10 protein-coding genes are annotated in these 16,349 nt (G+C 43.0%); 8 read left to right on the forward strand and 2 right to left on the reverse strand.

From position 1 onward, the window contains the following. Window positions 1-88 precede the first annotated feature (88 nt). Window positions 89-1,384 carry an acetylhydrolase gene (locus tag GQS54_RS01605; RefSeq protein WP_166422247.1) on the forward strand — a complete coding sequence of 432 codons (1,296 nt, stop codon included), beginning with the start codon at window positions 89-91 and terminating at the stop codon, window positions 1,382-1,384. Between the two features lie 71 nt (window positions 1,385-1,455). On the opposite strand, the gene GQS54_RS01610 is transcribed toward GQS54_RS01605, so the two are convergent. Together GQS54_RS01610 and GQS54_RS01615 are read right to left on the reverse strand one after the other, a co-directional pair. Beyond that, window positions 1,456-2,655: a dipeptidase gene (locus GQS54_RS01610; RefSeq protein ID WP_166422248.1), complete on the reverse strand. Its 1,200-nt coding sequence runs from the start codon at window positions 2,653-2,655 to the stop codon at window positions 1,456-1,458. A gap of 241 nt (window positions 2,656-2,896) precedes the next feature. Next, window positions 2,897-5,053, reverse strand: a complete 2,157-nt coding sequence (locus GQS54_RS01615; protein WP_166422249.1) for an alpha-galactosidase — start codon at window positions 5,051-5,053, stop codon at window positions 2,897-2,899. A gap of 532 nt (window positions 5,054-5,585) precedes the next feature. On the opposite strand from GQS54_RS01615, the gene GQS54_RS01620 reads away from it, so the two are divergent. The 7 genes from GQS54_RS01620 to yghU all read left to right on the forward strand — a co-directional run bounded on the left by GQS54_RS01620 (window position 5,586) and on the right by yghU (window position 16,307). Next, window positions 5,586-8,345 (forward strand): TonB-dependent receptor, encoded by a 2,760-nt coding sequence (locus GQS54_RS01620; RefSeq protein WP_166422250.1) that lies wholly within the window; start codon window positions 5,586-5,588, stop codon window positions 8,343-8,345. A gap of 273 nt (window positions 8,346-8,618) precedes the next feature. Next, a complete protein-coding gene (locus tag GQS54_RS01625; RefSeq protein ID WP_166422251.1) occupies window positions 8,619-10,145 on the forward strand; it encodes a tryptophan halogenase family protein in 1,527 nt (508 codons plus the stop codon). 2 nt (window positions 10,146-10,147) lie between these two features. Next, window positions 10,148-10,912 (forward strand): SapC family protein, encoded by a 765-nt coding sequence (locus GQS54_RS01630; protein WP_166422252.1) that lies wholly within the window; start codon window positions 10,148-10,150, stop codon window positions 10,910-10,912. 112 nt (window positions 10,913-11,024) lie between these two features. Then, window positions 11,025-12,491: an SLC5 family protein gene (locus tag GQS54_RS01635; protein ID WP_166422253.1), complete on the forward strand. Its 1,467-nt coding sequence runs from the start codon at window positions 11,025-11,027 to the stop codon at window positions 12,489-12,491. A 24-nt stretch (window positions 12,492-12,515) separates the two neighbouring features. Continuing rightward, complete coding sequence (locus GQS54_RS01640) at window positions 12,516-14,156, forward strand: FAD-dependent oxidoreductase (protein WP_166422254.1); 1,641 nt, start codon at window positions 12,516-12,518, stop codon at window positions 14,154-14,156. Window positions 14,157-14,458: 302 nt separating this feature from the next. Continuing rightward, window positions 14,459-15,238, forward strand: coding sequence for a SapC family protein (locus tag GQS54_RS01645; RefSeq protein WP_166422255.1), 780 nt, complete (start codon window positions 14,459-14,461; stop codon window positions 15,236-15,238). Between the two features lie 220 nt (window positions 15,239-15,458). Continuing rightward, window positions 15,459-16,307 carry a glutathione-dependent disulfide-bond oxidoreductase gene (yghU, locus tag GQS54_RS01650; RefSeq protein WP_166422256.1) on the forward strand — a complete coding sequence of 283 codons (849 nt, stop codon included), beginning with the start codon at window positions 15,459-15,461 and terminating at the stop codon, window positions 16,305-16,307. Window positions 16,308-16,349: the final 42 nt, after the last annotated feature.

Raw genomic sequence — 16,349 nt, forward strand, 5'->3', positions numbered from 1 at the left:
TACAAAGTCTCTTGCTTTAAATATTACAAATAATATAAATTATTCAATATTGAAGATACCTGGTATCAATTTGAACAAGAGAGATTCTATGAAAGTGAAAACTAAAAGCTGGTGTTTATTGGCGCTGCTAACCGTTACCGGTAGCGCAATTTCGGCGCCCTCGGCTGAGCATCTATATACTCAGCAACCTTCTATTACGCCCGAACTGGCAAACCCTGGCCAATACGCTGTTGGGGTTCAAACCTTAAATGTGGTACATAAAAAGCAGCTTAATACGCAGACCTTTACCTCACAGGCCGATCGTCCTTTAACGCTTGAGGTGTGGTATCCCGCTAACGATAAGGCGGCAGCTGAAAAGCTTGCCACCTATGAGAATGTCACGCGGTTGCACAAACCATTTAGCCTTATAGGCACCAGTCATAGAGACGTTGCGCCAAAAGCGTCGGGGCAATTTCCATTGGTAGTATTATCACATGGCTATACTGGCTATCGGACGATTATGTATTATCTTGGTGAGCATCTAGCAAGCCATGGTTATGTTGTCGTGGGTATTGATCATACCGACTCAACGACAGAAGACGTTGATTTTGTAAATTCCGGCTTTTCCGGTTTTCCAAGTACATTAATAAACCGCGCGCGTGACCAGCAGTTTGTACTGGATTATTTTAGTCAAGATGACTCTGCAATCGCGAGCATTACTGACACCGAAGATGCAGCGGTTATTGGTTACTCTATGGGCGGATTTGGTGCGGTAAACACCATTGGTGCATGTTATGACTTTAATCAAGCCGGTTTACAGCGTTTAGGTTTCCCTGAAGAAACCGCAAAACAGCTTATGCCCATATTTAATAGTTGTAATGCAGGTCGTGACACGGTCGATCCTCGTTGGAAAGCCATGATTGCTTATGCTCCATGGGGTGGCGAGACTTCGGTACATGATGCAGAGTCGATGGCGAAAATCACAGTGCCGAGCTTATATGTGTCAGGGGATCAAGATGACGTTTCTGGCTATGAAAATGGCGTTAAAAAATTATTCGAACAGACTGGCAGTAGCGACAAATACATGATGGTATATGAAAATGCGCGACATAATATAGCGCCCCATCCAGCCCCGAAAGTGGCTTATGAAACTGACGAGGATCTCGGTCACTATATTGAACCTAGCTGGAATAACGAGCAGCTCAATCGTATTAACGAACATATGAGTTTGGCATTTTTAGATTGTTTCGTGAAAAGCGATGCCAACAAGTGTGCTTATTTACCTAAACGTGAAAGTGCTACGCAAGTCAAAGGGAGTGATGGCAAGTTAACTGAGGCGTGGCCTGGGTTTCCTGATCGCTGGGCTACCGGTATCGATTTTTATCGCGGTAAAAACGCGAAATAACCTTTCTAAGCTAAAGTAAAAGCCTGTTTGCCTATAAGCAAACGGGCTTTTTTATTTAGTTAACTTAAAGACTAATGCTGTTCGGCGTATGTTTCAACGGCTTGCCAAACGCGCAAGAAATTGCCGCTTAAAATTTTCTTTATATCAGCTTCTGAATAATCGCGGTCCATTAAGCCTTGAACCAAATTTGGATAGGTCGATACATCCTTGAGTCCCTCAGGCAGCGAATCACCTACACCGTCGTAATCAGACCCTATACCTACATGGTCAATACCAATAAGCTCGACTACATGGTCAATATGATCAAGTACGGTTTCTACGCTGGCAAAAGGAAAAGGGTTGTTAGCAATATAGTCTTTATCAAACGCGCTCACTAGCGGGCTTTCATTACCTTCTTTTTCCACAAGTGCTTTGCGTTTTGCTGTCATCTTATTGCGCCAGTTTTGCGATAACTTGCTAACAAACGTTGAGCCAAAGTTAATTTGAATGACTCCGCCATTTTCACCTAACGCTTTGATCATATCGTCGTCCATATTACGCTCAAAGCCCGGCGTGAATTTACGTAAGGATGAGTGAGATGCAATAACGGGCACTTTGCTAATTTCGATAGCTTGATAAAAAGCTTGGTCTGATACGTGGGAAATATCAATCATGATGCCGATGTTATTCATTTCTTCTACCAATGTTTTACCAAATGGGCTGAGGCCTTTCCATTTACGGCGTATATCGTAGGATGAGTCAGAAATATGGTTACTTTGTGAGTGGGCAAGGGTGATGTAGCGAATTCCACGCTCATAAAAAGTTTTAAGATTGTTTAGGTCACCTTGAATAGGAGATCCATTTTCCATGCCCATGGGCAATGAAATCAGACCTTTTGCAAACTGTGTTTTAACATCAGCGACACTTTTTGCTATAGCAAATTTACCCGGTGCGCGACCAACAATTGCTTCCACATAATCGATAAGTTTATGGGCTAAGGCTGTAGATTCGTCGGAATCATCAAGACTTGCAGGCACATAAATCGACATAAAAGGAGCATTTAAGCCGCCCGATTTTGCTCGAGGATAATCAAAATCGCCGCCATCGGTGGCTTTGGTCACGTCGGCCCATTTTTTACTGATGCGATAAGGTACATCAATGTGCGAATCAATAAGTATGGTTTCTTGGGTTAGGGCGATGGCTTTTTCTGACGGGGAATACTCGGCGCTAGCACAACTAGAAAATGCCAGTGAGCACGCTAAATACAGCGTAGTTTTAGATGTTATCTTCATGTCGTTCCTTGGATTATATTTATTATGGGGTGACTGATTGCTTTGCAGCTAGCTACGTGTGCAGACAGATGTATTAAACCCGACACGTATAAGACGATGGTATAAAGGAAGGAGGGGTAAAGTAAAGACCGTGTTCACTAAACAGCGCGTAAACTAAAAGATGTGCGAACTAAAAGATGTGCGAACTAAAAATATAACGCCGCGTCAACTTAAACAGTTAACGCGGCAATAATTATTTATATTAGATTTTTGTTAGATGGAATAACAAGCTGCTTTGCGGCGTTAACAGCGGCATTTGCATACCTAATTGCATGAGCAATTCACCACTAAATACCTGACCGTCAACGGCACCAAGATGATTATCAAAACCAAACAAGCCTGATTTTGGCCATTTATCAGCATTTTTCATTGGCCAAATAATGTCGAGTTTGTACTGACTGGTTTTTTCTAATCCAGCAAACTTGTATTGATCCGGTAAAGTTGCTGAGCTGCATGCCACTAAACTATATGAGAACAACGCTTGAGATTTATCTTTTGCAACAATACCTAGGCCATTCATATAAGCCGGAAGTTCAAGACGGAATAGGTCGCCGCTGTGCACTAATGCGCGATGTTGTTTGTATAAGTCGGTCATCGCTTTGAGCTCAACTTTTTCAGCGTCAGTTAGCTCACGTAAGTCCATCTCCATGCCCATGTGGCCAAACAAGGTCACTGAAGCGCGCATTTCCATAGAAACGGTGCGATGGGTAATGTGACACTCTCTAGGGCCTACGTGTGAACCCATTAACTCAGAAGGCAAGAAATACGAGAAGCCATTCTGAATTTTCAGGCGCTCAAGCGCGTCGTTTGAATCTGAAGTCCACACCCGGTCTGTACGGGCGAGCACGCCGTAGTCAGCACGACCACCACCTGATGCGCAGCTTTCAACTTCAACTTGCGGGTGGGTTTCACGAATTTTATCGAGTAAACGGTAAACGGCATGAATTTGGTTATGGCCGCCAGGCTTGCCACTATGATTGCCTTGATGATTTAAATCGCGATTCATATCCCATTTTACGTAACTGATATCATACTCAGATAACAATGAATCTAGGCGTTCGAATAGATAATCAAAAACTTCAGGACGAGATAAATCTAGAACCAGTTGATGGCGACAATCAATTTGTTGTTTTACTTCGTTACCCAATACCCAATCAGGATGTTGGCGATACAGATCACTATCTGGGTTAACCATTTCTGGTTCAAACCATAATCCGAACTCCAGGCCTTGGGCTTTGACGTGGTCGATTAGCGGGGTTAAGCCTTGTGGATAAAACTTTTTATCTACATACCAGTCACCTAAACCTGCCGTGTCATCATTACGATCAATAAACCAACCATCGTCTAACACGAAACGCTCGGCGCCCATTTCTGCAGCTCGTTCAGCAAGATCTTTTAGGGTCGCCATGTCGTGGTTGAAGTAAATCCCTTCCCACGTGTTGTAGTGCACGGGACGTGGCTTATCATGCACACTTTGGCGAATGATATGGCTGCGTACATATTGATGAAATTGCTGAGATAAAACAGATAAGCCCTGATCAGTATAACCAGCAAAAAGGGTCGGGGTTTGATAACTCTGGCCTTTATCAAGAACCATTTCGCCGGGAAAAAGTAGTTCGCCCATCTGTACATATGATCGGCCATCCGCCATTTTCTCTGCAACAATTTTATGATTGCCGCTCCAGCCTAAGTGAAAACCATATGCTTCACCTTGGGCTTGATTGGTTGTTTTGGGATGCAATAGTAATGCTGGGTAGCTATCATGAGATGTTTTACCTCGGCGATTTTCACGAACATAAGAACCAAAGAAAGTGTCTAGCGAATGTTGCTGAAACTCACCAGCCCAATGCCCTTCAAAACCGACTATTTGCCCAAAATCACTTGGCGTTGGAATGGTTGCAGCTGCACACCAGTCGATAGTAACCGGCTGATCACTAACATTATTAATTGTGGTATTAAAGGTTAAAACGTCTGTTTTAACATCTAACTCAATCTGCACAACGGCCTCAATGCCACGGGCACTATCCATACTGGTAAGGGTTACGCAGTGATCGTTTTGTTGATTTACCGTTTTTAAAGACGGATTCGTTGCCCATTGATCTTGTTCACCGTGCAAGCTTAAACCTGGCAAGCCAGTAAAGCCTTGTCCTGAGGTGGGCGTAACACAAAGACTGAGTTCTTCGATTGGGGAGACGGGTGCTTCTTGACGTAACCGAAGGGCTCGCATCATGTCGCCGGTCGATTGCTCTGATAGCTTAGCGCGCCAATAAATAATCTGCGGAGTGTCGTTCCCGACATCTAAAATTAGGCTGCTCTTTTGCCCATGAAGTGCAATAAATTGTGCGGCATGTTGCGTCATATAGGGTCCTTTATTGGATCAGTTTTATACAATGAGTATTAATCGGTTATTTTAATCGTTTTTATAAACATATAAATAGTATTATTTAAAATAAACCTATCTTTCGTTGTCATTATCAAAGGCTATATCTAATGTAGTTAATGTAACAGTAGATGCATATTGGATTTTCTATGATTTTACCTATATTTAACGTATAGAAACAGAGCCGCAAACTCAACAATAGACAGACTTAATTTTACTTGATGATTTGGCTTGGAATAGATGAATCCGATTTATATTTTTAACTACATGTTTTTTATAATTTAATTATATTTTTATAAATTTTGAAGTTCGGCTTAGGCTAATTGATGAGAGAGTTAATGTTGCGCATATGTTGACAAGTTGTATTAATACTATTTAACATACATATTACTAGGAAGCCCAGATGGCATAATCCTATAGTTATGCGAGTGGTTTGAGTGGAACTGCATACTTGCACGGCGTCTAAAACGAAGAACACATCATATTAACAGGACACAACGGGGCACATCCCATGAAAAAATCATACCTTTGGTCGGCCGTTAAAACAGCCTTATTAGTACCTACTGTTGCTGGTTTATCCATGCAAGCATTAGCACAAGAAGCATCTGACGATAGTAATTTAGAAGTCATACAAGTTCGCGGCATTGTAAGCAGCCTTAAACGTGCCATGTCAGATAAAAAAGAAGCATTGATTGTTTCTGATGGTATTGCTGCTGAAGATTTAGGTAAATTTCCTGACTTAAACGTAGCAGAATCTTTGCAGCGTATTACGGGCGTTTCAATTGACCGTAGTGGCGGTGAAGGACAAGCGGTAACAGTGCGTGGTTTTGGCCCGCAGTTTAACACTGTACTGGTTAATGGTCGTCAGCTTGCGACCGACAGTGGTGGCCGTGAATTTAACTTTGACGTACTTGCAGCAGATCAAATTACTGGGGCTGACGTTTATAAAAGTACTCGTGCAGACCTTCAAGAAGGCGGCATTGGTGCGACAATTAATGTATCGACTGCTCGTCCATTTGACTATGAAGGCTTCCAGCTTATTGGTTCAGTGAAGGGTATGTACGAAACGCTCTCGGAAGAGACTTCACCTTCAGCTTCGTTCCTTGTTAGCAACACATTTAACGACGATAAGATGGGCGTATTATTAGCCGTTTCTCGTCAAGAACGTGATATTCAAATCAACACAGTGGGCACTGCCGGCTGGCGCCCTGGCCAAACGATTTCTAATCGTAATGATGGCGTATTGTTAACTAATGCCTATATTCCGCGTAACTGGGATCAGGCCATTGACCAACAAGAGCGTACGCGCACCAACGCAAGCTTAGTGTTTCAATTCGCTCCTTCGGATGAAGTCAACATTACCCTCGATGGCTTTATTTCTAAATTCGAAGTTGATTCACAAGTGACTGATTTGGCTGCATGGTTTGAACCTGACCGCGTAGGCAGTGCAACTATCGATCAAGCAACGGGCACTTTGTTGACATTTGATCAGCAAATCGGTTTACATGGCGGTAGTGGTGACCCTGCATCAGATTTCGTATCCCATACGCGTAACTCTCGTGATTCACAAAGCGATGGTTTTGGTGTGAACGTTGAGTGGGATATTACCCCTCAGCTTAAAGGTACATTCGATGTATCAACGTCTTCTGCGGAAAATGATCGCGCTGGTAAAGACCGTTTTAACGTAGTAGGTATGATTAATAATTACGCGTTCGATGGCACAAGCAGCGTACCGTCTGTATCTCATGAAGGGTTCGGTGGCGACACGTTACCTGATGCCAGTCGTGCTCGTTTGCATTATAACGAAAAAGGCCTGGCGTTTACTGACAAAGATGATATCAACGAATTTAAAGCTGATTTTGTTTACTTAGCAGATTCAGACGTATTCCAAAAAGCACAATTTGGGGTTTACCGCCAAGAGCGTGAAAAATCGGCATTCCAAATTTATGGTAGCCAATGTGCATTTTGTGGTTACGGCACTGAAGCACCAGTCGATACCATTGGGTTTGAACCTTTTACAGCTAAGAACTTTTTCTCTGGCTACCCTGAAACCTTTTATACCTATGATGGTGATGCATACGTAGATTTCCTTGCTGATTCAGGCAATCCAATTGTAACGTCGCTACAAAATAACCGTTATACCATCAACGAAGATGTGACTAGTTTGTACCTAGACTTTACGTTTGTGTACGACATTGCTGATATGCCATTGGCGGTTAATGTAGGCGCACGTTACGCTGAAACAGACATTAAAGTAGCTGCTGTACAAAGCTTTATTAAGGATGTTGTTCCAACAACTGATTTGACGTTGTTTTCTAACGAATTTGGCCCAGCCACTGATATCCAACAGGGCGATAGCTACGCAAACCTTCTTCCTAGTGTTAACGTTAAGTTAGACCTAACAGACGAAATGATTTTACGTTTCTCTGTATATGATTCTATGACACGACCAACTATGTCTCAGCTATCTCCTGCGACAACGTTTAACGAACCTCGTCGTCAGAACCTAACGGCAAGTGGTGGTAACCCTTCACTTAAACCGTTTACTTCTGAAAACTGGGATTTGTCGTTTGAGTGGTATTACGCAGATGCAAGTTACTTCACCTTTGCTGTATTCAGCAAAGAAGTGCAAGACTTTATCGTAAGCTTGACTGGCGAAGAGACATATACGTTCTCAGACCGTTCTGCCGCAGATGGATTCAGATGTAATAACGACACTGGCGATAATTTATGTGCAGTAGGTCTAGCGTTAGACTCTACTCGTCCTGATTACGATGTCGTTGCGAACACTGAAGAATTAAACGGTGCAAGTGAAGTCTATACTGTTAGTCGTCCGCAAAACACGGAAACGACCAAAGTGACAGGCTACGAAGTTGCAGTGACTCACGTATTTGAAAATGGCTTTGGTGTAATGGCTAACGCCACCGTGGTTAACGCCGATACAGACTTCTTAGAAGGTCTTGGTGATTCTCAAAACTTTATCTTGTTCTATGAGCAGGATAATTGGCAAGCGCGTGTTGCATTCAACAACCGTGAAGCATTCTTACGTAATGTGGATAACGGATTTAATGGTGAACCCATTAATACCCAAACCTTTGGCCAATGGGATGTCAGTGCAAGTTATGACATTAACGAAAACTTCACTGTATTCGTTGAAGGTATTAACGTAACGGAAGAAGAACTCGTACAAACGGGTCGTTTCGACAACCAAGTTTACTCGGTTGAAGATAATGGCGCTCGCTATGCAGTGGGTGTTCGCGCCAAGTTCTAAGATTGTTATAAATATAAGCTTGTTATAAATAAGCACAGCATGTGATTACATGCTGTGCTTATCTGATTACAACATGATGGCTCGCCAGTATTAAGCGGGCCATTTTTCCTATAAAATAACACGTTAAATAGATTACCCCGTAAAGGATGTCAGGCTTTATTAGGTAGGTTATTTACTGGCGATTTAAGTGTTAACCCTGCACTCAAATTGAAAACAATACTGGATTGCAACACAAGATGCTCCACACTCGTTACTACGCGGACTAATTCACTTATGTCAAAGGCTGTTAAAAAAATTGTCATCGTTGGCGGCGGCACTGCAGGTTGGTTAACGGCTGCTATTGTTGCTGCGAAGCATAAAACGGATGGCAAAAATGGTTTACAGATTGTGCTGGTTGAATCTTCTGATATTCCCACTGTTGGGGTAGGGGAAGGTACGTGGCCCACCATGAAGAACACTTTGCAGCAAATTGGCTTAAAAGAAAGTGAGGTTTTTGCTCGCTGTCATGCTGGTTTTAAACAAGGCGGTAAGTTTGTGAATTGGGTGCACGGCAACGGCGATTTCTATTATCACCCGTTTACTGTGCCTTTAGGGTACGGGCGTATCGATTTGGCTCCTTATGTAGATAAGATTGAAAACTATGCTGTAGAGTCCAACTTTCAGCACAGTGTCTGTGAAGCTGGTTTAGCGCCGCGCTCTATGGCTGAAGCTGAATACAAAGGGCAATGTAATTACGCTTATCACCTCGATGCGGGTGAGTTTGCTGAGGTACTCAAAGAACACTGTAAAAACAATCTCAACGTGACACAAGTCATTGGTACGGTTGATAAGGTCAATTTGAGCGATGATGGTGCTATTGCCTCGATTACGCTCAAGAGCAATGAGCAGATAGATGCTGACTTATTTGTGGATTGCACCGGTTTTGCCTCTTTATTACTCGGGCAAGCATTGGATGTACCCTTCATTTCAGCTGATAAAGTCTTGTTTAACGATTCGGCTATTGCTTTGCACATGCCCTATGACGAAGATACAAGTCCTATTGCGACGCACACGATAGCAACAGGCCAAAATGCCGGATGGATATGGGATATAGGTCTTACACACCGACGCGGCGTTGGGCATGTGTATTCCAGTCAGTATTTATCTGACGACGAAGCCGAAGCGAATTTGCGTCGGTATCTGGGACCGAGGTCTGACGATATCCCCGTACGCAAAATCGGCTTTAAATCAGGCCACAGGGCGCAAGTGTGGAAAAAGAACTGTGTGGCTGTCGGTATGGCCGCCGGGTTTGTAGAGCCTTTAGAGGCTACGGCAATCATGCTGGTGGAAATTTCAGCACGTTTTATTGCGGATAATATCCCCCCTGATACGAGCTTAATGCCGATCATTGAGAAGCGTTTTAATCAACAAATGGCCTATCGTTGGTCGCGTATTATCGACTTTCTAAAATTGCATTACATGCTGACTAAACGCCCTGAACCCTATTGGCAAGCGCATACCGATGCCAATTCGATTCCAGAGTCATTAAAAGACGACTTAGCCCTATGGAAGTTTCGGGGGCCTATTACGGCTGATTTTGATGCTGCTATTGAGCTTTTTCCGGCGGCCAGCTATCAATACGTTTTATACGGAATGGGCTTCAAGCCCGATTTCAGCCGTCAACCTCATCTGTATAATGAGCAGGCGAATGCGCAGAAAATTATTCATCGTAATCAACAGCTTACTCAGCAGTTGCTGCACACACTTCCTCCTCACAGAGAATATATAGAGCGGTGGTTAAGCACCCAGAGTATGAGATAACCATGAGCACACTTGTTGAATTAAGTAACACTGTACACAAGGATTTAAGACTTCGAGAAAACAGCCTAGCTGAGTTTGCCGCGAGCCAGCAGATAATGCGCCTTCGCGTGTCAGAGGTCGGCAAGGCTGCAACTAATTTTCCATTATTTTTCTCGCGTAATCAGCAAGACGGAAGTTGGGTGCTATCGGCACTTAGCAGCTTTGAGCCGCTGCAAAATTTGTTTGTCGATGAAGGACGTTGGAATGCCATTTATCAACCGACAAGTTTACAAACGTTTCCGTTTTATCTGATGCAATCTCCTAAAGTTGAAAATAGCTATACCATCGGAATTTTAGAAAGTAGTGAAGCATTCTCTAAAGACTCCGGGGAGGCCATATTTGACAATGCAGGCAGAGCATCTTTGTTTTTAACTAAAGCGAAAAGCTTACTGGAAGCAAGTATTAAACAAGACATAGAAACCTATCGTTTTATGCAAGAAGTCGAAGCGATGGGTCTTATTAAAGCCATCGATTTACAATTGGTTTTCGAAGATGGCAATACGCAGAATATCGCGGGTTTGTGCACAATCGATGAAGATAAATTACAAAGCTTAACGCCTGAAAAAATGACAAGGTTAAATGACAGTGGTTATTTAATTGCTATTCACGCCATGTTGTTATCCATTTATCAGTTAAACCTGTTGCTTAGAAAGCACAATGAACGCAATACCCATAATAAGATCACTCAACTTAAAATCGAAGTCGCGAAAGAGAGAGTAGCGTCTTAACCCTTTTAAACTTGTTCCGTATTTACCACATTTCTGGGTGGCAACAGAGCGGATTATTAAGCACATAAATAGTAGTCAATGATACACAGCATGATTACAGAGGAAATATCAGATGTCAGAAAATATGGTTCAAACGGCGGTGTTCGCCTTAGTTACAGGCATTATAGGCTTGCTAACGTATTTGAAGTGCCGCGGTCATGGACATAACCAACAGAGTCAAAACAAGGAGTACTTTCTTGCTGGTGGCGGTCTAACGTGGATGTTTGTTGCTGGTTCAATTACCTTAACTAACTTAAGTACCGATCAACTTGTTGGTATGAACGGTAACCAGATGGCATTGCTGGCTTGGTGGGAATTTTCTGCAGTAATTGGTTTAATTATTTTAGCTAAAGTTTTCATCCCTATTTATTACAAGTACAACTGTACAACCACGACTGAGCTTTTGGAAAAACGCTACAAGAATAAACATATTCGTGCCGTAATAGGTATGCTGTTTTTCTTAGGTAACGCCTTGATTTATATGCCTGCTGTTATTTATTCAGGCTCACTATTTATGCAAACCATGTTCAATGTTGATATTCCGCTAATGTATATCGCCATCGCATTTGCTGCTTTGGGTGCGGTCTATGCAATTTTCGGCGGACTACGCGCCGTTGCTGTGTCTGATACTTACTCAGGCGTACTGTTGCTAAGTATGGCGATGTTAGTGGTCTTCTTGTCACTTGCGGCGATTGACTTCGACTTCAGCGGTATTCCAGCCGAGCGCTTAACGCTTATTGGCGCACCAGATTCCCCATTACCTTGGCAAACTCTTCTTACAGGTATGATCTTCATTCAAATATACTATTGGGGAACGAATCAGACGATTACTCAACGAGCAATGGCTGCACCTAATGTTAAAGAAGCGCAAAAAGGTGTTTTCGCCGCTGCGGGTATTCGAATTCTAATTGTGCCAGCTATCATCGTCTTACCTGGTATTGTGTCATTTAAACTCTATGGGGATATTGGTGATGCTGCTTATGGACGCATTGTAGGTGATGTTTTGCCATTGTGGCTTACCGGTGTGTTTGCTGCAGCGATGGCAGCAGCGGTTTTATCTACCTATAACAGCTTATTGAACTCTGCTACTGCTCTGTACGTATGTGATATCCATGAAGCGTATTTTAACGACAAACCAAATGTAGTGCGCTTAAGTGGTTGGGTAACTGCGTTGCTGACTGTATTGTCATTAGTCTTAGTACCCATTTATCAGCAAGCCGACAGTATCATTAACTTGCTGCAACAGTTAAATGGTTTATTAAGTATGCCAATATTGTCAATATTCGTCGTTGGGTTGGTGTTTAAAGATGTTGACGCGCGAGCTGGCATCGCGGCGGTCATTTTTGGCGTATTATTATACGGCTCTCTAACGTTTGAATTCTCGCCAATTTATTCTACTTGGCACTATATCCACCTAATGCCTATCACATTAGTCTCGTGCATCAGTTTTGCCTTGTTGGTAAATAGGTTTGTGCTAGGACAAAGAGCAAAATTTGCGTGGGGTAGTGATGATGGCGTTGAAGCTATCAGTAAAGTTTAAACATATTTAATTATCGGAAGAGACATGAACAACCTGAGAAAGAGTAACATCCGTAAATTGCCTAAAGGGACGTTTGATACCCTTATTATTGGCGGCGGCATTAACGGTGCTGTTGCCGCAGCGGCACTAGCGGCTAAAGGCGTAAAAGTCGCGTTGATCGATAAAGGCGATTTTGCGGGCTTTACCAGTTCTAACTCTTCAAATTTGGCGTGGGGCGGCATTAAGTATTTAGAGAGTTACGAATATGCTTTGGTCAACAAACTGTGCAAAAGTCGTAATCACTTGATGCGTAGCTACCCGTCTACAGTAAAAGAGATCCGCTTTTTAACCAGTATTCAAAAAGGCTTTCGCTTTCCACCTTTATTTATCTATATGGGTACGCTACTTTATTGGGTAATGGGACGGTTATTTACCAAAATGCCTAACTATCTTACCGGTGGCAAGATCAAATCATTGGAAAGCGTTATAAATACGCAAAACGTTGTGGGTGGATTTGAATACTCAGATGCTTACCTACAAGACAATGACGCGCGCTTCGTGTTTAACTTTATTCGCTCAAGTATGAGTTACGGCTGCATAGCCGCTAACTATGTCGAATCGCTAGGTTCAAGCAAAAATGGCGATTTGTGGACGACGAAAGCGAAAGACGCCATTACTGGCGAGGAGTTTGAAATAACCTCGAAGGTATTGATCAACGCTGCTGGGCCATTTGTTGATCCATTAAATGAGTTAAATAAAGAGCAAACTGAGCACCATCATGTTTTCTCAAAAGGCATTCACTTAATTGTTGACCGCGTAACTGATAGCAACAAAGTGCTAACGTTTTTCGCTGACGATGGGCGTTTATTCTTCGTTATTCCTATGGGACCAAAAACCTGTATCGGTACAACAGATACGCAAGTTGAAAGCCCCTATGCACATGTAACGGAGGCTGATCGCCAGTTTGTATTGGATAACGTTAATGCGTTATTGGCACTTGATAAGCCGTTGACAAAAGAAGACGTGATTGCTGAGCGCTGCGGCGTTCGTCCTTTAGCGATTAAAGGCACGGGCGGTAAAGCCGACTGGGTTCAACTTTCTCGTAAGCATGCGATTGATCAAAACCCTGAACACAAATATATGTCGATTTTCGGTGGCAAGCTCACTGATTGTATCAACGTGGGTGACGAAGTAGCAGGGATTGTCAAAGACTTCGGTATTGAATTGCCTTATGCCGATTTCAAATGGTACGGCGAGCCTGACGATACTGTGCGCGATGAATTCTTTCACCGTGCTAAATTGATGGACTTTGATGCATTAACGCCTGCCACCTCGTCTGAGCCTTTAACATCACGTTTTTGGCGACGTTATGGGCGTAATGCGATCAACATGCTTGAAGCAATCCGCGAGAATCCAGCAAAGGCAGAGTTACTTATTGAGAGCTCTGAATATTTGCGGGTAGAAATCGAGCATGCTGCTCAGCGCGAAATGGTTACCAAGTTAGAGGACTTCTTACGTCGTCGTTCGAAAATCTCGTTGGTAGTAAGACAAGAAGATATTCTTGCGGCGCCAGGTTTACGAGAAGCCTGTGAAATTTTATTTGGCGATGAAGCTGAAGCAAAATTGCAGGAATATATTACCAGTGTACGTAAAGATGTTAGTCCCGCGACAGATGTGATAGCTTAGCTTTATTCGAGGCGCTGCACGGTGTGCGCCGCCTCGTTTCAGCAAAAATAAAGAGTGGTAAGCGGAATTTTATGCTGCATTTAGGATTAAATGAACAAATCAGATATAATTCATTTACATTCGTGACATCACTCAATAAATAAAAGATACTTGCTGTTGTGAAATTAGCATTAGGGATCGCATATTTAATGGCCTAGAAGCCATTTTTTTATACCTGAATACCCAAGTGTACCGTATCGTCGGTCTGCTAATCGGCCATCAAAAGCAACCAGTTTTGAACATTAAAGTAAGAGATATCCTCTATGACAATCAGCTACATCCCTCTTGATAAAGAGAAACATAAAGACCTTAAAATCAATCTTCAGCACGATTTTGGCTACGCCAAAGAAGCCCATATTGCTGCGGCATCTATTCGTGAATACGCTCAGCTTGCTAGCGTGATGCCAGTTGTTTTTGTTAAAGATCCAAATTCAGAAAACTTCCACTCTGTTGCCATGTTAGGCACTGAGAAGGGCGCAAATTTATTTATTCACGAAGGCAAGTGGCAGGTACATTGTTTACCAATGAACATTCAGCGCTATCCTTTCGATGTGCGTCCCGACGGTGAAAAGCTTGGCGTATTTTTTGACGAGAACAGCTCATTGGTGACAGACGACGGTGAGCCAGTTTTCACTGCGGAAGGCCAACCGAGCCCCTTTTTAGAGAACCGTCAGCAGTTGCTTTCAGAATTAGCTAACAGTGAAATGGCGACTCAGCGTTTCATTAAAAAATTAGTTGAGCTAGATTTGCTTGATCCAATTGAATTATTGGTTAATTACACCAACGGCGAAAAACGCAATATTACGGGCATGTTTAGTGTCAGTGAAAAGCGTTTACAAGACTTAGACGAAGCGCAAGTTGTTGAATTACACAAAAGCGGTTTCTTAGGTGCTGCTTATGCTGTACTTATGTCGCTAGGTCAACTGAATCGTTTGGTTCAATTATCGAACAACACAGATAAGCCGATTCAGAACTTGCAGTTGCGTGTTGGTGATGCGATCACTAAGGACCAACCAGCAGAGCAGCCTGCTGCTAACGCTTAATAATAAGACGTTCAAATTAAGCCCGTTTAAATAGCGGGCTTTTTTATGTCTAAATGAATCTATTGTTAACCCAGCGCCGTGATAAAGGTGGTGTTAATAGCTGTTTACATATTTTTTGTTCTACTTGGTACATAAATCGATTAGCTTATCCCTTGGTTTTATTTTGTCAGCCCCCAACTATTCAACACAACATATCAAAACAGCCAAGGAAATATTAATTATGCCTGATCCGACCTATACTCCCCCTGCCATATGGTCCTTCGATGCCGAAAATGGTGGAAAATTTGCCAATATTAATCGTCCAACAGCGGGGGCTCGTTTTGATAAAGCGCTTCCTAGAGGCGAGCACCCTTTCCAGTTGCATTCGATGGCTACCCCAAATGGCGTTAAAGCAACGGTCATGCTTGAGGAGCTACTTGCTGCCGGTTACGAAGGCGCACAGTACGACGCTTACCCGGTAAACATAGGCGATGGCGATCAGTTTGGCAGTGGCTTTGTTGATATCAATCCTAATTCTAAAATCCCGGCGTTGATTGATACCACCACCAGTACTGATACACGCGTGTTTGAGTCTGGCTCTATCTTGCTGTACCTAGCGGAAAAGTTCGGTGCGTTTATTCCTAAAGACCCCGCTGGGCGCACAGAGTGTATGAACTGGTTATTTTGGCAAATGGGCAGTGCACCGTTTTTAGGGGGGGGCTTTGGCCATTTTTATGCTTATGCGCCAGAAAAGTATCAATATCCCATTGACCGTTATGCCATGGAAGTAAAGCGTCAGTTAGATGTACTCGATAAGCAGTTAGCCAACAATAAATTTATCGCAGGTGATGAGTATACTATCGCCGACATATCAATATGGCCTTGGTACGGTGCGCTTGTACGCAATGTTGTTTACAACGCGTCAGAGTTCCTACAAACCCATGAATATACAAACGTGGTACGTTGGGCAAATGAAATCGCGGAACGACCCGCTGTTAAGCGTGGCCTTATGGTAAATCGTACATGGGGCGAGCCACAAGAGCAGGTACCTGAGCGTCATTCTGAGGCGGACTTCGAAGGAAAAATCTGAATCAATTTCCGCTTATTGTAAATATTCGAAAGCCACTTAGCA

Source organism: Paraglaciecola sp. 20A4 (assembly GCF_011378905.1).
Lineage (GTDB): Bacteria > Pseudomonadota > Gammaproteobacteria > Enterobacterales > Alteromonadaceae > Paraglaciecola.